22 protein-coding genes and 2 other annotated features are annotated in these 20,488 nt (G+C 40.6%); of the genes, 15 read left to right on the forward strand and 7 right to left on the reverse strand.

Annotated features, from left to right (window positions below; genetic code table 11):
- The first annotated feature begins 203 nt into the window (after nucleotides 1-203).
- From pyrE to CGICJO_RS06285, 6 genes are all read left to right on the forward strand, one after another.
- Nucleotides 204-785, forward strand: a complete 582-nt coding sequence (gene pyrE / locus CGICJO_RS06260) for an orotate phosphoribosyltransferase (RefSeq protein WP_486498245.1) — start codon at nucleotides 204-206, stop codon at nucleotides 783-785.
- A gap of 92 nt (nucleotides 786-877) precedes the next feature.
- Nucleotides 878-1,576, forward strand: a complete 699-nt coding sequence (locus tag CGICJO_RS06265; RefSeq protein ID WP_486498246.1) for a JAB domain-containing protein — start codon at nucleotides 878-880, stop codon at nucleotides 1,574-1,576.
- Nucleotides 1,577-2,296: 720 nt separating this feature from the next.
- Entirely contained in the window at nucleotides 2,297-2,668 is a 372-nt protein-coding gene (locus tag CGICJO_RS06270) for a GntR family transcriptional regulator (protein ID WP_486498247.1), read from the forward strand.
- Between the two features lie 2 nt (nucleotides 2,669-2,670).
- On the forward strand, nucleotides 2,671-3,519 hold the full coding sequence (locus tag CGICJO_RS06275; protein WP_486498248.1) for an ABC transporter ATP-binding protein: 849 nt from the start codon (nucleotides 2,671-2,673) through the stop codon (nucleotides 3,517-3,519).
- Nucleotides 3,516-4,175: an ABC-2 transporter permease gene (locus CGICJO_RS06280; protein ID WP_486498249.1), complete on the forward strand. Its 660-nt coding sequence runs from the start codon at nucleotides 3,516-3,518 to the stop codon at nucleotides 4,173-4,175. Before CGICJO_RS06275 ends, CGICJO_RS06280 begins: the two co-directional genes overlap by 4 nt.
- Before the next feature lie 25 nt (nucleotides 4,176-4,200).
- Nucleotides 4,201-4,860: an ABC-2 transporter permease gene (locus CGICJO_RS06285; protein ID WP_486498250.1), complete on the forward strand. Its 660-nt coding sequence runs from the start codon at nucleotides 4,201-4,203 to the stop codon at nucleotides 4,858-4,860.
- A 527-nt stretch (nucleotides 4,861-5,387) separates the two neighbouring features.
- Here the strand turns inward: CGICJO_RS06285 and CGICJO_RS06290 are convergent.
- Nucleotides 5,388-5,768, reverse strand: coding sequence for a desulfoferrodoxin family protein (locus tag CGICJO_RS06290; RefSeq protein ID WP_486498251.1), 381 nt, complete (start codon nucleotides 5,766-5,768; stop codon nucleotides 5,388-5,390).
- A gap of 231 nt (nucleotides 5,769-5,999) precedes the next feature.
- Here CGICJO_RS06290 and CGICJO_RS06295 point away from each other — a divergent pair, with 231 nt between their 5' ends.
- From CGICJO_RS06295 to fucO, 8 genes are all read left to right on the forward strand, one after another.
- Entirely contained in the window at nucleotides 6,000-6,932 is a 933-nt protein-coding gene (locus CGICJO_RS06295; protein ID WP_486498252.1) for a DUF7916 family protein, read from the forward strand.
- Between the two features lie 27 nt (nucleotides 6,933-6,959).
- On the forward strand, nucleotides 6,960-7,520 hold the full coding sequence (locus tag CGICJO_RS06300; protein WP_486498253.1) for a DUF3267 domain-containing protein: 561 nt from the start codon (nucleotides 6,960-6,962) through the stop codon (nucleotides 7,518-7,520).
- Nucleotides 7,521-7,586: 66 nt separating this feature from the next.
- Nucleotides 7,587-7,792: a binding site (T-box leader), on the forward strand.
- A 61-nt stretch (nucleotides 7,793-7,853) separates the two neighbouring features.
- A complete protein-coding gene (alaS, locus tag CGICJO_RS06305) occupies nucleotides 7,854-10,487 on the forward strand; it encodes an alanine--tRNA ligase (protein WP_486498254.1) in 2,634 nt (877 codons plus the stop codon).
- A gap of 219 nt (nucleotides 10,488-10,706) precedes the next feature.
- Nucleotides 10,707-11,636, forward strand: a complete 930-nt coding sequence (locus tag CGICJO_RS06310) for a leucine-rich repeat protein (protein ID WP_087377271.1) — start codon at nucleotides 10,707-10,709, stop codon at nucleotides 11,634-11,636.
- Nucleotides 11,637-11,731: 95 nt separating this feature from the next.
- Nucleotides 11,732-11,959, forward strand: a binding site (T-box leader).
- Nucleotides 11,960-12,104: 145 nt separating this feature from the next.
- Nucleotides 12,105-13,109 carry an ABC transporter substrate-binding protein gene (locus tag CGICJO_RS06315; protein ID WP_486498255.1) on the forward strand — a complete coding sequence of 335 codons (1,005 nt, stop codon included), beginning with the start codon at nucleotides 12,105-12,107 and terminating at the stop codon, nucleotides 13,107-13,109.
- A 79-nt stretch (nucleotides 13,110-13,188) separates the two neighbouring features.
- Nucleotides 13,189-14,133: an ABC transporter permease gene (locus CGICJO_RS06320; protein ID WP_087377274.1), complete on the forward strand. Its 945-nt coding sequence runs from the start codon at nucleotides 13,189-13,191 to the stop codon at nucleotides 14,131-14,133.
- A complete protein-coding gene (locus CGICJO_RS06325) occupies nucleotides 14,120-14,908 on the forward strand; it encodes an ABC transporter ATP-binding protein (protein ID WP_486498256.1) in 789 nt (262 codons plus the stop codon). Before CGICJO_RS06320 ends, CGICJO_RS06325 begins: the two co-directional genes overlap by 14 nt.
- 187 nt (nucleotides 14,909-15,095) lie before the next feature.
- Nucleotides 15,096-16,244, forward strand: coding sequence for a lactaldehyde reductase (gene fucO / locus CGICJO_RS06330; RefSeq protein ID WP_087377278.1), 1,149 nt, complete (start codon nucleotides 15,096-15,098; stop codon nucleotides 16,242-16,244).
- A gap of 115 nt (nucleotides 16,245-16,359) precedes the next feature.
- On the opposite strand, the gene rpsR is transcribed toward fucO, so the two are convergent.
- From rpsR to rpmB, 6 genes are all read right to left on the reverse strand, one after another.
- Nucleotides 16,360-16,599 (reverse strand): 30S ribosomal protein S18, encoded by a 240-nt coding sequence (rpsR, locus tag CGICJO_RS06335; protein ID WP_087377284.1) that lies wholly within the window; start codon nucleotides 16,597-16,599, stop codon nucleotides 16,360-16,362.
- A 58-nt stretch (nucleotides 16,600-16,657) separates the two neighbouring features.
- Nucleotides 16,658-17,167 (reverse strand): single-stranded DNA-binding protein, encoded by a 510-nt coding sequence (locus tag CGICJO_RS06340; protein ID WP_486498257.1) that lies wholly within the window; start codon nucleotides 17,165-17,167, stop codon nucleotides 16,658-16,660.
- 21 nt (nucleotides 17,168-17,188) lie between these two features.
- The gene (gene rpsF / locus CGICJO_RS06345) at nucleotides 17,189-17,482 is read right to left on the reverse strand and encodes a 30S ribosomal protein S6 (RefSeq protein ID WP_087377288.1); all 294 of its coding nucleotides are present in this window, start codon (nucleotides 17,480-17,482) and stop codon (nucleotides 17,189-17,191) included.
- A gap of 231 nt (nucleotides 17,483-17,713) precedes the next feature.
- The gene (locus tag CGICJO_RS06350) at nucleotides 17,714-18,577 is read right to left on the reverse strand and encodes a prohibitin family protein (protein WP_158096231.1); all 864 of its coding nucleotides are present in this window, start codon (nucleotides 18,575-18,577) and stop codon (nucleotides 17,714-17,716) included.
- A 29-nt stretch (nucleotides 18,578-18,606) separates the two neighbouring features.
- On the reverse strand, nucleotides 18,607-19,167 hold the full coding sequence (locus tag CGICJO_RS06355) for a DUF1836 domain-containing protein (protein ID WP_486498258.1): 561 nt from the start codon (nucleotides 19,165-19,167) through the stop codon (nucleotides 18,607-18,609).
- A 169-nt stretch (nucleotides 19,168-19,336) separates the two neighbouring features.
- Nucleotides 19,337-19,543 (reverse strand): 50S ribosomal protein L28, encoded by a 207-nt coding sequence (gene rpmB / locus CGICJO_RS06360; protein WP_087377293.1) that lies wholly within the window; start codon nucleotides 19,541-19,543, stop codon nucleotides 19,337-19,339.
- A gap of 259 nt (nucleotides 19,544-19,802) precedes the next feature.
- On the opposite strand from rpmB, the gene CGICJO_RS06365 reads away from it, so the two are divergent.
- Nucleotides 19,803-20,486: a site-2 protease family protein gene (locus CGICJO_RS06365; RefSeq protein WP_486498259.1), complete on the forward strand. Its 684-nt coding sequence runs from the start codon at nucleotides 19,803-19,805 to the stop codon at nucleotides 20,484-20,486.
- The last annotated feature ends 2 nt before the right edge of the window (nucleotides 20,487-20,488 follow it).

Here is a 20,488-nt window from a genome sequence, read left to right on the forward strand (position 1 = left end):
TATCTGTATAATTATAATCGTAACAGGGAAACATTTAAAACCAACAAAACATACTTTTACTCCTTTCAACACGGTATTGCAGAGCAATGCCGTGTTGTTTTTTCGTTTACTTTTACATATGGACGAAAAATCTATTTACAAAGATTTAATTATATGATATTATAATTTTGAAAAATTTACTTGTAAAAAAGGAGTAATTTCACATGATAAGCAATGAAAGAGTTATTGAAATACTTAAAGAAGCAGGCGTTTTGCTTGAGGGTCACTTCAGACTTACTTCCGGCAGACACAGCAACAAGTATCTTCAGTGTGCTAAGATTTTCAGAAATACAAAGTACAGCGAGGAACTTTGCGCAGCTTTGGCAGAGCAGTTTGGCTCTGAGGGCGTAGAAGTTGTTATCGGACCTGCTATGGGCGCTGTTCAGATGGCTTACGAGGTTAGCCGTCATCTCAAGTGCGAAAACTTCTTCGCAGAGAGAGAAGCAGACGGAAAAATGGCTCTCAGAAGAGGCTTTGAGGTAAAACCAGGCATGAAGGTTCTCTTGGTTGAGGACGTTGTAACAACCGGCGGTTCCGTTAAGGAAGTTTTGGAGCTTGTTAAGGCTGCAGGTGCTGATGTTGTTGGTATCGGTTCTATCGTTGACAGAACAGGCGGCAAAATTGATTTCGGCGTTCCTTTCAAGGCTGTTATCAGCGTTGAGGTTGAGTCTTGGGAGCCTGAGAATTGTCCTTTGTGCAAAGAGGGCAAGCTTGAGCTTGTAAAGCCAGGCAGCCGTAAGGTTTGATATCTTAAATAATTAAAAATTACTTTGGAGCGGGATAACGAGGTTATTCCGCTTCGATTATATTGTCATGAAATAAGAACGGGGGTGCGCATATGGCATACAAGCATGAGCACGGCGGTCACAGAGAAAGAATGAAAGACAAATACATAAAGTTTGGTCTTGAAATCTTTGAGCCTCACGAGGTCTTGGAGATGATACTCTTTTATGCCGTTCCCAGAGTTGACACCAATCCATTAGCGCACCGTTTAATAGACCACTTCGGTTCATTGGCAGGAGTTTTTGATGCGAGTATAAGTCAGCTTATGGATTTTGGTTTGAGCAAAAACGCCGCCGTATTTATCAGCATGATTCCGAAAATTTCCCGTATTTACATCGACGACAAAAGGCAGAAAAGACAGGTTATCACCAGGGATATGCTTGGCGAATATTTTCAGGATAAGTTTATCGGCAGAACAGAAGAATATATTGTCGCGCTGTTTTTAGACGCCAAAGGCAGAGAGTTAAGCTGTGTTCCTATTTCCAGCGGAAACTTTAGCGCCGCAACCGTACCTTACGAAAAAATAATAAACTTGGCTATTTTAAGCAGAGCTAAGTCTGTAGCCCTTGCCCACAATCATCCCAGCGGCAGCGTTTTGCCATCTGAAAAGGACATAGACGTGACTTACACTCTTTCCGAAAAGCTCGAAACTATGAGTTTATCCCTTTTAGACCACATAATAATCGCCGGCGACGAATACCTATCAATCTGCGACTGCATGGCCAGAATGGGCGATTTCTCTTTTGCCGACTAATTTATTTCCGCCTTGCAGAGGTTTGCCTTAAAAATAAACGTCGTTTCAAGGCGGGCGAGACCTTCTGTTTAGTTTTGGGAATGGTTCGCTCTCGGTTGGGTTTATTTTATATCCGACCTGCAAAGGTTCTACTATTGGTAAAGTTCTGCACAGGTCGGGCGAGAATTTTATTTCCGCCTTGCAAAGGTTTAGCTATGAGATAGACTTCATTTCAAGGCGGGCGAGACCTTCTGTTTAATTTTGGGAATGGTTCGCTCTCGGTTGGGTTTATTTTATATCCGACCTACAAAGATTATGCTGTTGGCAAGGCTCTGCGCAGGTCGGGCGAGAATTTTATATCCGCCTTGCAAAGGTTTAGCTATGAAATAAACGTCGTTTCAAGGCGGGCGAGACCTTCTGTTTAGTTTTGGGAATAGCTCGCTTTCGATGGGGTTTATATTTTTATTTTTGAGTTAAAAGTTTTTTAATAAATTATTTAAACTAAGTTGATTATAAAACAATACCCACGGTTTTTTATGATTGAACCATGGGTATTGTTTTATAGTTACATAAATTATTCCTTTGATAAGGCAAGCCATTCCAAGTCAGGAAAACAAAGTCACCACCGCCGCATAACGGAGGTAATCCTCCAGATGAACTTTTCCAAGGCGGATATAAAAAAATCTTGACAAGTGTTATATACTGTTATATACTGTTTATAGAACAGGAGGGAAATATACATTGAAGATAATTATAAATAATTCATCTGTACAGCCTATATATGAGCAGATTGTAAATCAGATTAAGGCAATGATAACAGATGGAACACTGAAGATTGACACTATACTGCCTTCTGTTCGTTCTTTGGCAAAGGAATTGAAGATAAGCGCACTGACGGTTAAAAAAGCTTACGACACTTTGGAGCAAAGCGGTTTTGTTATAACCGTTCATGGAAAGGGAAGCTTTGTAGCCGGCGCAAATCAGCAGCTCCTGTTGGAAGAACAGAAAAAAGAGGTGGAAGCTCTGATGGAAACGGCCGTCCGAAAGGGCAGAAGCTGCTCTATGAGTGACCGGGAACTTAAAGATTTGTTCCTGCTTGTATTGGAGGAGTAACTATGCTTAAAATGACAAGCGTAAAAAAGAATTACAGGGACTTTACTCTGGACTGCACATTGGAAATCAAGCCAGGGTATGTAACAGGTCTTGTGGGAAGAAACGGAGCCGGAAAAACCACGGCTTTTAAAAGCGTTTTGGGACTTATCTCTGTTGACGGGGGAGAAATTGAGATTTTCGGAAAGAAGCTTTCCGATTTTAAGTCAAAGGATAAGGAAAAAATAGGCGTTTTGCTTTCGGACAGCGGTTTTTCCGGAGAATTAAAGGTAAATGATATAATACCTGTTTTGTCCGCTGTTTATTCACAGTTTGATAAGGAAGACTTTTTGAAAAAATGCAAACAGATGAAACTGCCTCTGAATAAGAAAATAAAAGAGTTTTCCACAGGTATGAAAGCAAGGCTTAAGTTGATTATCGCCATAACACACAATGCGGATTTGCTGATTTTAGACGAGCCAACCGCAGGTATGGACTTTATGGCAAGGGAAAGTATAATTGATATGCTTAGGGAATATATGGAGCAGGGGGAGAGAGCGATACTTATAAGCTCCCATATTTCCGGAGATTTGGAAGGTTTATGCGACGATATATACATGATTGATAACGGAAAAATTATTCTTCATCAGGATACCGACGTTATTTTGAGCAGTTACGGAATATTAAAGCTCAGGGATGAAGAATACAGAAAGCTTGATAAATCACATATTTTGAAGATTAAAAAAGAAAACTTCGGCGTCAGCTGTCTTACCGATGAAAAACAGTTCTATCTGGATAATTATCCGGGAATAGTTGTGGAGCGTGGAGGAATTGACAGCGTCATTACAATGATGATAGGCGGTGAAAATCCATGAAAGGCCTGTTAATTAAGGATTTAAAAATCATACTTAGCAACAAGAGTATGTTTTTAGTTATACTTGTGATTATGGGTATGGTTGCCTTTACCGATGTGGCTATATCAGCTTTTGTAACCTCCTATATATCAATCCTTTTTACAACTCTGGTTGTTACAACAATCAGCTATGACGATTACGACAGATGTATATCATTTTTGATGACTCTTCCGGTGAGCCGAAAGGATTACGTAAGGGGAAAATATGTATTCGCTGTTGTTGCCGAGCTTTGTGGTATTTTGTTGTCTGTGGTTCTGAATGTAGCTATAAATATGCTGAAAAAGGGTCAGGTTGATTTTAACGAGCTGGTATTTTCCTGTGCCGTGATATTTTTCATGATGCTTGTTTTTATATCAATTTTACTGCCAATTCAGCTTAAATTTGGAGGAGAACATGGAAGAGTGGTTCTCTTAGCAGTGGTTATTTTGAGCGTTGCAGGTGCTTTCGGAGCTATTCAGCTTTTAGAGGTCTTGAATTTGGATTTGAACTGGTTTCTTGAAACTGTAATTCTGGGAAATGCTGTTATGTCAACTGTTATAAGCGTTTTGGTAGTTGCATTTCTTTTGTGTCTTTCTTACGCAATAAGCAATCGTATAATGAAAAAACGTGAGCTTTGATAGAAAAGACTGGCGGTGAGAATAAATGAAAGGTCTTATAATAAAGGATATAAGGATTATATTCAGCAATAAAAATGTTTTTCTATTTATTCCGATTTTAGTGTCTATGGCTGCTTTCTCAAAAACCCGACTGGCAGTGTATTTATTCGCATATGTTGCAGTTATGGTTATTTCTCTGCTTACAACAACCATAAGCTTTGATGATATGGAAAACGGCACGTCTTTTTTGATGACAATGCCGGTCAGCAGGAAAGAATATGTCAAAAGCAAATACCTGCTGGGTGTTGTAAGTCTTATTTTAGGTGTAGTACTTTCAATAGCTGTTGTAACGGCTGTAACCTTTTTAAAGGGAGATACTTTGGATATTAACGGACTTATGCTTATAGTTTGCCTTTTGTGGCTGGTTATGATTGTTTTAATGTCAGTTTTAATACCTGTACAGCTGAAATTCGGTTCTATAAACGGAAAGACTGTTCTTATGTGCATTATAATCGGAAGTATGCTGGTGCTTGCGGCAATGATTTTGGTGCTGAGAAATTACAGTGAAGAGACATTGAATTTCTTTGTAAACGAGATTATGAAAAATATGGTGCTTATGACAGCGGCTGGAATTCTTGGAACTGTTATTATACTTGTAATATCCTATATGATGAGCGTCAGAATAATGAAAAAACGTGAGCTTTGATTTCGGAGGCGTTTTATGGAGTATATATTTTGCTGGATAGCAGGCGGTGTAATCGTTTTGGCTATAATAAGATACCTGCTTTATAAAAAAAGATAAAAAATAAACTGCCGGAAAGTGTAAAAACTTTTCCGGCAGTTTTAGCTTTTTTAAAAATTATAAATGAACGGTTCCAAGTCGGAAAATAAGCTTAACCCTGACATATGGTGTTTTTTAAGATTGAACTATAAGTGTTGTTTTATAGTTACATAAATCACACCTCTGATAGAGTAAGCCACTCCCAGTCAGGAAAACAAACTTAGTCCTGATATATGGTGTTTTTTAGATTGAACTATAATCGCACCTCTGATAGAGAAAGCCACTCCCAGTCAGGAAAACAAACTTAGTCCTGATATATGGTGTTTTTTAGATTGAACTATAATCGCACCTCTGATAGAGTAAACCACTCCCAGTCAGGAAAACAAACTTAACCCCGCCGCATGGCGGAGGTAATCCTCCAGATGAACCCATCCAAGGCGGATATAAAAGTATTATTTGTCAGCTTTCCAAAGGCCGTGGAGGTTGCAGTATGCGAAAGCAGAGATAACTTCGTCTGTGTCACAGAGAACAAATTCTGCCTTTGGTTCTGCGCCCGGCTTGAGCTCTTTGCGCTGGTTGCCTTCTTTTGTTTCTATGGAAATCCACTCAATGAAATGCTCTTCAGCCATTGGGTGTGGAACTTCGCCGACTGTTACTGTTACTTTCTTACCGTCAACAGCGATAACAGGAACGTGCTTTTCTGTTGCAGCGTCTGTAGAACCAGGAATGAGTTCCTTCATTTTCTCTCCGCAGCATACAACAGGAACGCCTTTGTCCTCTACAAATGCGATGATGTTACCGCAGTGTTCACATTTAAAAAATCTTTGTTTCATGTTATTATCCTCCTTTAATTTTGAGTCTTACATATATTTTGGTTTTTTGTTACATTTTTATTATAGTCTAATTATGTGAAAATTACAATAAGATTATATGTTTTTTACTTATTTTATATGTGAAAAATTAAAGCTGTTTTTTCGGTTATTATGGACATAATAAAAGCTGTACGTTAAGTCTGCGTTATGGTATAATTAAAATAAAAAATCCACATTAAGGAGGAATTAAAATTGGCAAAAAGAATTTTGAATATGGTTCCACAGGAGCTTATAAATCTTACAAAGGACGAGTTTTTAACCGCTATAGCAGGAAGCGAGGGTAGAGTACTTGCTTCTGAAACTATCGGCGTTACAATACCTCTGCTTACAGATGTTACAAATGCAGAGTTTGCAGCTTCTATGGGGGCAGATTTAATACTTTTAAATATGTTTGACGTGAGAACACCGAATATAATGGCTCTGCCTAAAGTAAAGCCGGAGGACACTGTGAGAGAGGTTAAAAGACTTACAGGAAGAATGGTGGGAATAAACCTTGAACCTGTTGACGATGAAGCAGCTAAGGAAAACGCAGAAACCTTGTGGGAAATGAGCGCAGGAAGATATGCAACAGCAGATAATGCTGAAATTGCCGCAGATATGGGCGTTGATATGATTGTTCTCACCGGCAATCCGGGAAACGGCGTAAGCAATAAGGCTATTGTAGATTCTCTGAAATCAATTTCCGAAAGAGTTGGGGATAGAATTGCTCTTTGCGCAGGAAAAATGCACGCTTCCGGTATTGTGGGAGAGGGCGGAGAAAATATTATAACCAAGGATGATATAAAAAGCTTTGCCGATGCGGGAGCAGATATTATTCTTCTTCCTGCGCCGGGAACAGTTCCGGGTATAACTACAGAGTATATCAGAGGACTTGTAAGCTATGCCCACAGCCTTGGAAAGCTTACAATAACATCTATAGGAACATCCCAGGAGGGCGCAGACACAGACACAATAAAGAGAATTGCCCTTGAGTGTAAGATGACAGGAACCGATATTCACCATATAGGCGATTCAGGTTATGTGGGAATGGCTCTGCCTGAAAATATTATGGCTTACAGTGTGGCTATAAGGGGAATAAGACACACTTACCACAGAATGGCTCAGTCACTTGCGAGAGAAAAATAATTTGTTTTAAATATGAGGGTTAGAACAATGAAATGCTTATCTGAATTGCCGCAGGGCTACAGAAGGATTTTATCCTTGGACTTGCAAAAGGATAAAAAGCTTGCGCTTAGAATAAATATAGCCGCTTTGGCTGTTGCCGCTGTAATGGGAATAATCGCCGGCGTGGTTACTACAAGAGAATATTTTCTGTATTTTGACATTGTAAAAATTATAATTATATTTGCCGGCATGTTTATCTACTTGGTATTGCATGAACTTGTCCATGGAATGGCAATGAAATTTTTCGGTTCAAAGACCGTTAAATACGGATTTTCTCTCTTGTATGCATATGCCGGCAGCAAGGATTATTTCAATAAAAATATGTACATTGTTACTGCGCCGGCTCCCATGATGATTTGGGGCGTGGTGCTGATGATACTTAACCTGATTTGCGGTATTGAATGGTTTTGGGTGATATATCTGATTCAGATTTATAATATCGCAGGTTCTACCGGGGATATGTATGTTGTACATAAGATTTCAAAAATGCCAAAGGATGTGCTTGTTTTTGACTCCGGTGTGTCAATGGAATTTTATTCAGCGGAATGATTTATGTTTTGTATTGACAACAGGATTTATTGGGAGTATAATAATCAAGATAAAATTATATAACCTATTACGGCGTTGACGGGGTTAATTAACTTTTATTTCCGCAAAGAGAGAGAACGGCTGGTGGAAAGTTCTTCGGAAAAGGTTATGGGCCGCCCCTGAGCTTTCGGTGATGAGCCGGACGTATTTCTGCGTTAAAGAAATTCAAGGGGTCGTTTTAATTTTAAAACGGCAATTTGGGTGGTACCGCAGGTTTATCTCCTGTCCCATTTTGGGGCAGGAGTTTTTTATTTTATTGAATGAGATAAAAGGAAAACAAGGAGAGTAATAATTATGCAGTGGACAGGACTTAACGAATTGAGAGAAAAGTTTCTTTCTTTCTTTGAAAGCAAGGGTCATTTAAGACTTCCAAGCTTTTCCCTTATTCCAAAGGACGACAACAGCCTTTTGCTTATTAACAGCGGAATGGCTCCTATGAAAAAGTATTTTACAGGAGAGGTTACACCTCCGAGAAAGCGTGTTACAACATGTCAGAAGTGTATCAGAACACCTGATATTGAGCGTGTTGGTATTACAGCTCGTCACGGAACATATTTCGAGATGCTGGGTAACTTCTCTTTCGGCGATTATTTCAAGCACGAGGCTACAGCCTGGGCATGGGAATTCTTTACAAAGGTTTTGGAAATGCCTGAGGAGCTTCTCTATGTTTCTATCTATGAAAACGACGACGAGGCTTTTGACATCTGGACAAAGGAAGTTGGAGTTGACCCAAGCCACATTGTAAGAATGGGCAAAGAGGACAACTTCTGGGAGCACGGTTCAGGTCCATGCGGCCCTTGCTCTGAGATTTATTTCGACAGAGGCCCTGAAAAGGGATGCGGCAAGCCTGACTGCCATGTTGGCTGTGAGTGCGACAGATTTGTTGAGGTTTGGAACCTGGTATTTACTCAGTTCAACAACGACGGACACAACAACTACACACCTCTTGACCATCCAAACATCGATACAGGTATGGGACTTGAGCGTCTTGCCTGTGTAATGCAGGGTGTTGACAACCTGTTCTTGGTTGACACAGTTCAGAACATTATGAAGCACATCTCCGAGCTTACAGGTGTTAAGTACGGCGAGAGCGAAAAGAGCGATATTTCACTTCGTGTTATTACAGACCACATCAGAAGCACAACCTTTATGATTGGCGACGGCGTTATGCCATCAAACGAGGGCAAGGGCTATGTTCTCAGAAGACTTTTGAGAAGAGCTGCACGTCACGGCAGACTTTTGGGTATGAAAGAGCCTTTCCTCTACAAGGTTTGCGAAACTGTTATTAAGGAAAACGAAAGCGCATATCCTGAGCTTAGAGAAAAGCAGGAGTTCATCACAAAGCTTATTAAGGTTGAGGAGGAAAACTTCCTTAACACTGTTGAGCAGGGCATGAATATGCTCCAGGGCATTATCGACAGAGGCGATGTTGAGGTTCTCTCCGGTGAGGACAGCTTTAAGCTTCACGATACTTTTGGATTCCCAATTGACCTTACAAGAGAAATCCTTGAGGAAAAGGGTATCTCCGTTGATATAGACCGTTTCTATGAGCTTTTGTCAGAGCAGAAAAAGCGTTCACGTGATATGAGAAAGAATGCAGGCGCAGATGCTTGGATAAGCGACAGCACAGACCTTACAGACGTTGCAAAAACTGAGTTTGTAGGCTACAGCGAAAATGAAACTCAGGCTGAAATTCTCGCTATTGTAAAGGACGGCGAGCGTGTAGAGGCTGCAGGCGAGGGCGAGAGCGCAATATTTGTTCTCAATAAAACTCCTTTCTACGGTGAAAGCGGCGGCCAGATTGGCGATACAGGCGTTATCTCCGGCGAGGGCTTTGATATTGAAGTTACAAACACAACTAAGGACCAGGGCGGAATTTTCCTCCAGGCTGGTGTTGTAAAGTCAGGCAGCGTGGCTGTAGGTATGTCTGCTGACGCTAAAATTGACGCTGTGCGCCGTATGGATATTATGAGAAACCACACTGCTGCTCACTTGCTCCAGGCTGCTTTGAGAGAGGTTTTGGGAAATCACGTTGAGCAGGCAGGTCAGCTTGTTACAGAACATTCTGTAAGATTTGACTTTACACACTTCTCAGCTCCGACAGCTCAGGAGCTTATGGCTGTAGAGGAGAGAGTTAACGAGGTTATCCTTGCAGGTATGCCTGTTGAGGTTAAGGAAATGCCTATTGAAGAGGCTAAGAAAATGGGCGCAATGGCTTTGTTCGGCGAAAAGTATGGCGACATCGTAAGAGTTGTAAAGGCAGGAGATATCTCTACAGAGCTTTGCGGCGGTACTCATGTTGATAACACAGCAAAAATCGGCTTGTTTAAAATCAGACAGGAAGGCTCTGTTGCAGCAGGCGTAAGACGTATAGAGGCAGTGACAGGCCACGGCGTTTTGGCTATGGTTGAAAACGCAATGAACATGATTGCACAGACAGCTATTACACTTAAAATCTCAAATCCGAGAGAGATTGTTGCAGGCGCAGAAAGAGTTGCCGGCGAGCTTAAAGAGCAGTCAAGAAAAATTCAGGAGCTCAGCGATAAGATTGCTGCAACTCAGATTGATTCCCTTATGGCTAACAGCCAGCTTGAAAAGGGCGTTAGAATTATCTGTGCAGCTATGACTGACGTTACAGGTGACATGATTAAGGAAATGTGCGGAAAAATTCTCGACGTTGCTCCAAAGGCTGTAATTGTTCTTGCAGGTATCAACGAGGGTAAGGTTACTTTCGGATGCGCATGCGGCAAGGAAGCAAGAGAGAAGGGCGCAAATGCAGGCAAGATAGTTAAGGCAGTTGCTCAGATTGCAGGCGGTAACGGCGGCGGAAAGCCAGACCTGGCTATGGCAGGAGCTAAAGACCCAACAAAGGTTGACGAGGCTATTATGCAGGCAAAGGCAATTATTCTTGACATGATAAAGGAATAATTTTTTAAGATAACATATTTACAGGAGAAATCCGAACCGTTTTTCGGTTTGGGTTTCTCTTTGCTGCTTTAATGTGAAAAATATGTCGCATTATGTGAAAGGTTAATGAAATTTAGCGCAAAAGAGGATATTATCTTGATTTATTTTGATAAATCAGATAGAATTAAAAGGAACTATGGGATTACTAAAATGTTTTTCCTTTGATAGGGAGGAATATCAATGAAATGCGCAAAAGGTGTATTGCCGGCAGCGGCAGTTCTTTTTTTTATTACAGTATTGACCCATTTTCCTGTAAGCGCAGAGACATATTTTGCCAGTGATGATTATAAGTATACATACAGGTATGACGGAACTATTGCCGTTGCAGGATATATGGGGACTTCTTCCGTTTTGGATATACCCAGTCAGATTTCAAACAGAGATGTGACCGAAATATCCTGGAGCGCTTTTTACGGTAACAAAAACATAACAGAGGTAAACTTTCCTGAAACTATAAAAACCATAAGCGACAGCGCTTTTTCAGGGTGTATAAATCTTAAAAAAATAATTATTCCGGCTTCGGTAACAAAAATCGGCGCAAATGCTTTTTACAGCTGTTCATCTGCCGAAACCATTGAAATTAAGGGACAGCCGGAAAGTATAGAAAAATATTCTTTTAACAGATGTTCTTCTGTTAAGGAAATTACTCTTCCGGAAACTGTTAAGTCAATAGGAGAGTATGCTTTTTACGGTTGTAAATCACTTGAATATGTGTATATACCTCCGGCAACTACATATATTGAAGAGCATGCTTTTGACGGCTGTGATAAGCTGGTAATATACGGCTACAGCGGTTCCTATGCCGAAACCTTTGCCAATGAAAAGGGGATTGAGTTTTCTTCTGTAGGTGAAGTTCAGGAAGCTAATGAGGCTGGCGGGAATTCCTTTGTCACAGGTGGGAACTACAACAAGTTTGAAAACAACAACGCCGGAGATTTAAACGCCGACGGAGTTGTTAATAACCTTGACTGTGAACTTCTTCAAAAGTTTCTTACAAAAAAGAAGGAATGTTTTTTCGGAAAATCAACTTATGATTTTAACGGAGACGGAAAATTTAACGTGACAGACGTGACTTGCTTACAGCTGATAATAGCGGGTTACATAGTTTAATGACGTAATTTTGTAATGTTTTGAATAAATTGTCAAAAAAAGCTTGACATTTAAAATGAATGAGAATATAATAATGGCAGTTAATATTTTAATACATTAAACCATTGATGAGGAGATAACGCATTATACGATCTCACAGAGAGCCTCAGGTGCTGGAATTGAGGCAGAAACCGGTATTGCAAATGGACCTCGGAGGGTGCGGGGGAACAAAGTATCCCGCAACGTGTTCTCACGTTACAGAGATAGAATGTGTTTGCATTCGATGAGTGGGCGTTTCGCCAAACAAGGTGGCACCGCAGATATTTTGATTGTCTGTCCTTGGGTTATTGTATAACCCGAGGACTTTTTTATTTTTATTTTTAAGGTGATAATATGATTTTACTTAAAGAACGATGGCGTATTTCATAAAAGTTTTTTAGAAAAATATCAGTATAAAATAATTTTTTGAAGTATGAAAGGTGAGTAAAAATGAAAAAGTTTTTATCTATAGTATTGTCAATTCTTATGTGCGCAGCGATTTTCACAGGATGCGGCGGAAACAGCGAAAGCGGAAACACAGATGGTCAGTCATCAGGTGAATCAGTTAAAATCGGAATTATCAAGATAGTTGAACATTCTTCCCTCAATACCATTGAACAGTCAATTATCAACAGACTGGAGGAGCTTGGATATAAGGACGGCGAAAATGCTGAGATTTCCTGTATGTCAGCTCAGAATGACTCAACAACAATTCCTCTTATGATGGATAAATTTGTAGCAGACGGATACGACATCGTTGTTGCAATTTCCACACCGGTTGCCACAGCCGCTATGAACTATTCCTCACAGATTCCTGTTATTTTCTCAGCAGTTTCAGACCCGGTTGCCGCAAACCTTACCACAAGCCTTGAAAAGCCTGACAAAAACATCACAGGTACTTCAGACAGCGTTCCTGTTGAAAAGATAATCGACATGGCTTTGGAGCTTACACCGGATATCAAAACCTTTGGATTTATCTACAACTCAGGTGAGGACAGCTCTGTAGCAAATATTGAAAGAGCAAAGGCATATTGTGAGGAAAAGGGCTTGAGCTATGTTGAAGCCAACGTTGAGAACAGCACAGCTATTCAACAGGCGGCTGAATCACTTGTTACAAAGTGCGACGCAGTATTCTCACCGACAGACAACACTGTTGCCGAGGGTATGTCAATTCTCTCTCAGATTTGTAAGGATGCAAAAATCCCATGCTATGTAGGAGCAGATTCTCTTGTTCAGGACGGCGGTTTTGCATCAATCGGTATTACCTATGAGGATTTGGGAATTGAAACAGCCAATATGGTTGATAAGGTTCTTAAAGGAACAAGCATTTCCGATATTCCTGTTATGGTTTTTGAGGATTTGTACACATATGTAAATACAACAACAGCAGACGCTATCGGAGTTGAACTCAGCGATGAGATTTTGAACAGCGACAAGACAGTGATTTTTGAATAATTAAAATAATTCCGCCGGTTAACAAAAATAGTTTTCCGGCGGATGAGTATGTATGAAGAATTTTTGAGAGGTGTTTATTTTGCAGTATTTAACCTTGGGTCTTGGCTCTATAGAACAGGGAATTATATACGCTATTTTGGCTTTGGGCGTATTTGTTTCCCTTAGAGTTCTTGATATACCTGATTTGACAGTTGACGGTTCCTTTATAACAGGTGCCGCAGTATCAGTTATGGTCACTCAGCTTCAGCAGCCTTTCGGCGGCGGAGTTTTGTTCCCGATTTTGTCCCTTATTTTGGCTTTTCTTGCCGGAGCAATCACCGGTGTTATCACAGGACTTTTGCACACGAAGCTGAAAGTTCCTGCACTTTTGGCCGGAATACTTACAATGACCGGACTTTATTCAATCAACCTGATTATCATGGGCGACAAGCCTACAGTTTCCATAAACGGAATGACTACAGTGTTTACACCTGCTATTGACCTTATAGGCGGCGACGCTGTGTCAAGAAAGCTTGCAATTATTCCGGTTATGTTTGTAATACTTTTAATTGCTGTTATCGCTCTTGTATGGTTCCTGCGCACTCAGGTGGGTATGGCTTTGAGAGCTACAGGCGACAATGAGGAAATGGTTAAGGCAAGCTCTATAAATGCCGACAATATGAAGGTTTTGGGACTTGCAATCGCCAACGGAATTGTGGCTCTTTCCGGAGCTGTACTGGCTCAGGACCAGACCTTTGCAGATGCAAAGTCCGGCGCAGGTACTGTAGTTGTGGGAATAGCTTCAATCATTATCGGTGAAACTATTTTCGGAAAGCGTTCTATTTTGAACAACATAATCTCAGCAGTTTTAGGTGCTGTGGTTTACAGAATTTTCATTACAATCGTTTTGCAGTTCGGTTTGCCGGCTTCTTACTTCAAGCTTTTGTCCGCTTTGATTGTTGTAATTGCAATCTGTGTACAGGTTACCGGTGAAAAGATAGCAAAGAAGAAAACAAGGAGGGTGACAAAGAATGTTAAGTCTTGAAAATATTTACCTTACATTTAATCCCAATACCGCAAATGAAAAGGTTGCCCTCAACGGTGTTTCTCTTAATTTGGAAAAAGGCGATTTTGTAACAATCATCGGAAGCAACGGAGCGGGAAAGTCCACAATGCTCAACGCTATTGCCGGTACTTTTATTCCCGACAGCGGTAAAATAACTCTGGACGGTATGGATATTATAAATATGCCAAACCACAAAAGGGCAAAGTATATGGGCAGACTTTTCCAAGACCCTTTAAAGGGAACTGCTCCCAACATGACTATTGAGGAAAATCTGGCTCTTTCCTACGGCAGAGGCACACGCCGTGGCTTTGGAATAGGAGTTAGAAAAAGCGACGAGAAGTTTTATAAGGATACACTCAGCAGACTGGGTCTGGGACTTGAGGACAGACTTAAAACAAAGGTTGGTTTGCTCTCAGGAGGTCAAAGACAGGCTCTTACACTGCTTATGGCTACAATAGTTACTCCTAAGCTTCTTTTGCTGGACGAGCATACAGCCGCTCTTGACCCTGTTACCGCTAAAAAGGTTATGGATTTGACAAACAGCATTGTCAAGGAAAATAACATAACAACAATGATGGTAACTCACAATATTTCCGACGCTCTCACAACAGGAAATAAAACAATTGTAATGTCAGGCGGTAAAATTGTTATGGTCCTCAGCGGGGAAGAGAGAAAGGGTATGACCCTTGAAAAGCTTATGAAGCTTTACTCAGATACAGCCAACGATTCATTTACAGACAAAATGATACTTTGATATTCACGGGATGACTGCATTGCGGTTGTCCCGATTTTTTTAGAATAATATGGATATATGTGTGAAAATTCATAATATATAAATAGAAATATAGGTGATTTTTAAAAGATTTATATTGACAATTAACATTTGCTGTGCCACAATATATATTGTAAATAATAGCCATAACGAAATGGAGGATATACATATGGTTAACAGAATTATATTAAATGAAACATCTTATCATGGAGCAGGCGCTATTGCCAATGTTGCAACAGAGGCAAAGGCAAGAGGCTTTAAAAAGGCTTTTGTTGTTACTGACCCTGATTTGCTTAAATTCGGAGTATCACAGAAGGTTTTGGATGTTCTCGATAAGGACAACCTTGCCTATGAAGTATACAGCAATGTAAAGGCTAACCCTACAATCGAAAACGTACAGACAGGCGTTGAAGCTTTCAAAAACAGCGGTGCTGATTACATTGTAGCAATCGGCGGCGGAAGCGCAATGGATACAGCAAAGGCTATCGGCATTATTGTTGAAAATCCTGAGTTTGCAGATGTAAGAAGCCTTGAAGGCGTTGCTCCTACAAAAAATAAAGCAGTTCCTACAATCGCTATTCCTACAACAGCAGGTACAGCTGCTGAGGTTACAATAAACTACGTTATCACAGACGTTGAGAAGAACAGAAAGTTTGTATGTGTTGATACACACGATATCCCCGTTGTTGCAATCATCGACCCTGACATGATGTCATCAATGCCTAAGGGACTTACCGCTGCTACAGGTATGGACGCTTTGACCCACGCAATCGAGGGCTTTATAACAAAAGCCGCTTGGGATATGACAGATATGTTCCACTTGAAGGCTATTGAGATAATCTCTAAAAACCTCCGTGGTGCAGTTGAAAACACACCGGAGGGCAGAGAGGGAATGGCTCTCGGTCAGTATGTAGCAGGTATGGGCTTCTCCAACGTTGGTTTGGGTATAGTTCACTCAATGGCTCATCCTCTTGGTGCAGTTTATGATACACCTCATGGCGTTGCCAACGCTATTATTCTTCCAACAGTTATGGAGTACAACGCAGAGGCAACAGGCGACAAGTATAAGTACATTGCCGCAGCTATGGGCGTAGAGGGAACAGAGAAAATGACCGTTGAAGAGTACAGAAAGGCTGCTATCGACGCAGTTAAGAAGCTCTCCGCTGATGTTGGTATTCCTGCTGACCTGAAAGAAATCGTAAAGGAAGAGGATTTGGACTTCCTCGCAGAGTCAGCTTATGCAGACGCTTGCCGTCCTGGCAACCCACGTGACACCTCAGTTGAGGAGATAAAGGCTCTTTACAAGTCTTTGATGTAATAACTTTATAAAATAATAAAGCGGCTCTAATATTTTGGAGCCGCTTTTGATTTAATTAAAAAAAAACACCCTATCCTTTGGATAGGGTGTAATTTTTAAGTCACATAGACAATTATCAGTCTGTTGTGTAAGGAAGAAGAGCAAGGTGACGAGCACGCTTAATTGCTACTGTGAGAGCTCTCTGGTGTGCTGCGCATGTGCCTGTTACACGACGAGGCAAAATCTTGCCACGCTCTGACATATAACGGCGGAGTCTTGCGATATCCTTGTAATCTATGTTTTCTACCTTGTCAACGCAGAAACCGCAAACTTTCTTGCGTGGCTTTCTGCTGCGATTCATAGGTCTTTCAGCCATGGTAAAGGTCTCCTTTCATATATTTAATCGTTAAGTTTTTGTTTAAGGTGTTAAGGTCTTAAAACGGTAAGTCGTCGTCGAGGGGCATCTCTTCAAAATCTCCTACCGAACCGTTTGAGTAGGAAGGAGCTGCCGGTTCTGCCGGAGCAGAATAACCACGCTGAGGAGCTGCGTCATATGGCTGTGAATAACCACCCTGAGAGTAGCCGCCTTGTGAGTAGCCTCCCTGGGAATATCCGCCGCCTTCTCTGCGTTCACCGGTGAATGAAACGTTGTCAGCCACAACTTCAACAACATATCTGTTAGAGCCGTCTTTTGCCTGATAGGTTCTGCTCTGAAGCTGACCTTCAAGGGCGATAAGAGAGCCTTTAAAGAAATATCTGCATACAAACTCTGCGGTACTTCTCCAGCAAACTATATCAAAAAAGTCTGTCTGGCGTTCTGTGCCTGCTTTAACATAACTGCGGTCAACCGCAATTCTGAAGCTTGTAACGCTGATGCCTGATGATGTTGTCTTGAGTTCAGGGTCTGAAACAAGTCTGCCCATCAAAATAACTCTATTTAGCATAGTTGTTCTCCAATACCTTAATTATTCACCTTTTTTGATGATGAGAGAACGGAGAACGCCGTCTGTGATCTTGTAAACACGATCAAGCTCTGCCGGGAACTCTGCTTCGCTCTCAAAGTTCATCAAAACGTAATAGCCTTCACTCTCTTTGTTGATGAGGTATGCAAGTCTTCTCTTGCCCCACTCGTCAACGTTGAGCAGTGTAGCGTGCTTTTCAATCAAAGCCTTAAACTTCTCAACGATTGCCTGGATTCCTTCTTCACCCTGCTTCATTGAAATAACCATTACTGTCTCGTAATTAGCCTTTACTGCCATTTGTTGCACCTCCTTTTGGACTTTTGGCGGCTTTCGCCGCAAGGAAAGTTATGCAGGTAAAATTAACATAACTTTAATTATTATAGCATGTCTCCGGATTTTGTCAAGTGCAACACCAAAAAAAATAATTGCCGAAAAGAGGGAGTTTAAGTCTTGTTTTTTGCACAAGATTATATAAAAAATCAGGCAGTTTTCACTGCCTGACGAAAACTAAATTGTTTTTAATTGTGATTATTCTTCTTCGTTTTGGTTGGGGTCAAAGCTTATCAAAGCGTCTGAGCCTGTAACAGTCGGAAGCTTTCCGTCCCACTTCTGGATTTTTTCATATTCAACAACATTGTCGTTGAGGGATTCTGCCAAAAGCTTGTTGGCGTCCGCCTGTGCCTGAGCCTTTGCGGTGATAGCGTCAGCCTCAGCCTGAGCGGCAATAAGCTTTTTCTGGGCTTCTGCCTCAGCTATAACTATAGCCTGTTCCTGCTCGGTTTTGGTTTTTATAAGGTTCTGTTCGGCAACCTGCTTTGCTTCGATTGCTTCGTTAAATTCCTCTGAGAAATCAAAGTTAACAATGCTGAATTTCTCGATAACAATACCGTATTCGCTTACCTTTTCTTCAAGAGAAGATTTGATTTCTTCGCCCACCTGAGCACGGAGAGTTATAAGCTCTTCGGCTGTGTATTTTGCGCTTACTGACTTCATGCTTTCCTGAACTGCGGGGAGGAGAACTATTTCCTCGTATCTTTCGCCGATGTTCTTATAAATGTTTGCGCTGGAGTCAAGTCCCACACGGTAGTTTACCGCAATTTCGCTTTCAACTGTCTGTAAATCCTTTGAAACAGCGTTTGCCTGAACTTCCTGTTTCTGGATTTTGTTGCTTATTATCGCCACATTCTGAACGAAAGGAACTTTAAAATGAAGTCCCTCCTGCATTACATTGTCGGAAACCTTTCCAAGCGTCATCACAACGCCGGTGCTTCCGGCGGGAACGATTACTATGGAAAATGATGCAATAATTGCTATTACAATAATGACCGCAACTATGGGGATAATTTTTTTGACCTTTGAATTTACTTTGTTTACCGGATTGAATCCTTCCATTTCTACTTCCTCACTTTTTGATTTAAAAATCATAATAAATTATTTATAATACGTTCTGCCTTTTGTCTTATAACGGCGCTTTGGTATGCCAGAGTCATAATAAGCAAAGCTTTTGATAATCTTTCTTTTCCGTCGGAATTAAGATAATCAATACCTTGGGTTTCATTTTCGATTGCCCTAAGCATTTCTTCTTCGCTGTTTAAGTTATCTCTTTGGCACAGACAAACAGTTTTGAAAAACAAGTTAAAAAGAGTGCTGTCCGGAACAAGGTCGTCGGAGGTGTCTTCAACGTCGCCGTTTATGTATTCCATAAGGCGGATAATTTTTTCAATCTGTATTGAACCTCTTATACTGTTTATAAGAATAATTCTTATAACATGGCGTTCCTTGTAACGCTTGTTTTCGGGTTTCATAACCCAGCCACGCTTTACCCAATTTTGGATTGTGGTGGTTTCAAGTCCCGTAATCTCTCTTACCTGGGCGAGAGTAAGACCTCCGGTTGCCTTGAATACAGGTTCGATTAAACCGTATACATTGTTCTCGTTACCTTCTTTATATGATATTGCCGTTCCCGGGATTGTTAATATCAAATTCATCACTCCCTTTATTGAGTTGAGAAGATTATATCATGAGTTCGCATGACTGTCAATAGGGTTCGCGATATCATTATGTACAAACCTTAATATATGTATTTGTAGAAAAAACACAAAAATAAAAATCCCCGAGTCCTGCTCGGGGATTTAAGTGTGCGTATTGATATTAAACTGCCTTAGGAGCGCTAACAGCTCTTGTTACCTTACCTGAACGTAAGCAGCGGGTGCAAGCGTGTACGTGCTTAGGTGTACCGTTAACTACAGCCTTAACTCTTCTTACATTTGGCTTCCATGTTCTGTTTGAACGTCTGTGTGAGTGGGAAACCTTTATACCGAAAGCAATATCCTTACCGCAGAAATCACATTTTGCCATGCTTCTGCACCTCCTTAGAATCATAATAAACATTTTAACTATGCTATAATAACAGATTTCATCTGTAAATGCAAGGGGTTTTAACTTTTTATTTCAATAATTTTTTTATATTACCAATATTTGTGCATTATTTACATGTATACCTTTATGGCTATTGTAATTAAAAGGAAAATGTAATATAATTAAACTGTATTTCTGTATTCAAATACAGAGTATAAAACAAAAATACTACAAAATCAAGTATATCAGGAGGTATATTATGCTTTTCGATTTGATTAACGGCAGACTCACTTTTGAATCCGCTATAGCTACAATTCTGGCGGTTCTGCTTATTATCTTTTTGGTTCTGCCATTTCACGAGTGGGCTCACGCCTTTGTTGGTTACAAGCTGGGCGATGTGTCCGTCAAATACAGAAAAAGACTTACATTAAATCCTATTGAGCATATAGACCCGTTAGGCGCTTTGTGTCTGCTGTTGTTTGGTTTCGGCTGGGCAAAGCCTGTACCTATTGATTCACGCTATTTCAAAAAGCCAAAAAGAGATATGGCTCTTGTGGCTTTGGCAGGTCCTCTTGCCAATTTGATTGCCGCCACTGTGGGCGGACTGTTTTTAAACATGTATGTTACATTCTGTGCAAGATTTATTTATACAAATACCGCAGGATATATCATCTTAAGTTTCTTAGTGAATTATGTGTTTATCAATGTTATTTTGGCGGTGTTTAACCTTATTCCAATACCGCCCCTTGACGGCTCAAAGGTGCTCTATGCATGTTTGCCTGACAGAATACTTTATAAGTTTATTCCTTATGAAAGATACTTTATCCTTATAGTTTTGGCTTTGATGTGGGTGGGAGTGCTTTCTTATCCTATCAACTTTGTTGCAAACTATATTTACAACGGCATTATGTGGCTTACTGGTTTGCCTTTTAGTTTCTTATAATA

This window comes from Candidatus Limousia pullorum, assembly GCF_057405065.1.

Excerpts from the sequence above, each read along its gene's own strand:
- pyrE (WP_486498245.1), top strand. The coding sequence starts at position 204 with ATGATAAGCAATGAAAGAGTTATTGAAATACTTAAAGAAGCAGGCGTT.
- CGICJO_RS06340 (WP_486498257.1), bottom strand. The coding sequence starts at position 17,167 with ATGCTAAATAGAGTTATTTTGATGGGCAGACTTGTTTCAGACCCTGAA.
- CGICJO_RS06265 (WP_486498246.1), top strand. The coding sequence starts at position 878 with ATGGCATACAAGCATGAGCACGGCGGTCACAGAGAAAGAATGAAAGAC.
- rpmB (WP_087377293.1), bottom strand. The coding sequence starts at position 19,543 with ATGGCAAAATGTGATTTCTGCGGTAAGGATATTGCTTTCGGTATAAAG.
- rpsR (WP_087377284.1), bottom strand. The coding sequence starts at position 16,599 with ATGGCTGAAAGACCTATGAATCGCAGCAGAAAGCCACGCAAGAAAGTT.
- CGICJO_RS06315 (WP_486498255.1), top strand. The coding sequence starts at position 12,105 with ATGAAAAAGTTTTTATCTATAGTATTGTCAATTCTTATGTGCGCAGCG.
- CGICJO_RS06350 (WP_158096231.1), bottom strand. The coding sequence starts at position 18,577 with ATGGAAGGATTCAATCCGGTAAACAAAGTAAATTCAAAGGTCAAAAAA.
- CGICJO_RS06280 (WP_486498249.1), top strand. The coding sequence starts at position 3,516 with ATGAAAGGCCTGTTAATTAAGGATTTAAAAATCATACTTAGCAACAAG.
- alaS (WP_486498254.1), top strand. The coding sequence starts at position 7,854 with ATGCAGTGGACAGGACTTAACGAATTGAGAGAAAAGTTTCTTTCTTTC.
- CGICJO_RS06285 (WP_486498250.1), top strand. The coding sequence starts at position 4,201 with ATGAAAGGTCTTATAATAAAGGATATAAGGATTATATTCAGCAATAAA.
- CGICJO_RS06290 (WP_486498251.1), bottom strand. The coding sequence starts at position 5,768 with ATGAAACAAAGATTTTTTAAATGTGAACACTGCGGTAACATCATCGCA.
- rpsF (WP_087377288.1), bottom strand. The coding sequence starts at position 17,482 with ATGGCAGTAAAGGCTAATTACGAGACAGTAATGGTTATTTCAATGAAG.
- CGICJO_RS06300 (WP_486498253.1), top strand. The coding sequence starts at position 6,960 with ATGAAATGCTTATCTGAATTGCCGCAGGGCTACAGAAGGATTTTATCC.
- CGICJO_RS06275 (WP_486498248.1), top strand. The coding sequence starts at position 2,671 with ATGCTTAAAATGACAAGCGTAAAAAAGAATTACAGGGACTTTACTCTG.
- CGICJO_RS06310 (WP_087377271.1), top strand. The coding sequence starts at position 10,707 with ATGAAATGCGCAAAAGGTGTATTGCCGGCAGCGGCAGTTCTTTTTTTT.
- fucO (WP_087377278.1), top strand. The coding sequence starts at position 15,096 with ATGGTTAACAGAATTATATTAAATGAAACATCTTATCATGGAGCAGGC.
- CGICJO_RS06365 (WP_486498259.1), top strand. The coding sequence starts at position 19,803 with ATGCTTTTCGATTTGATTAACGGCAGACTCACTTTTGAATCCGCTATA.
- CGICJO_RS06325 (WP_486498256.1), top strand. The coding sequence starts at position 14,120 with ATGTTAAGTCTTGAAAATATTTACCTTACATTTAATCCCAATACCGCA.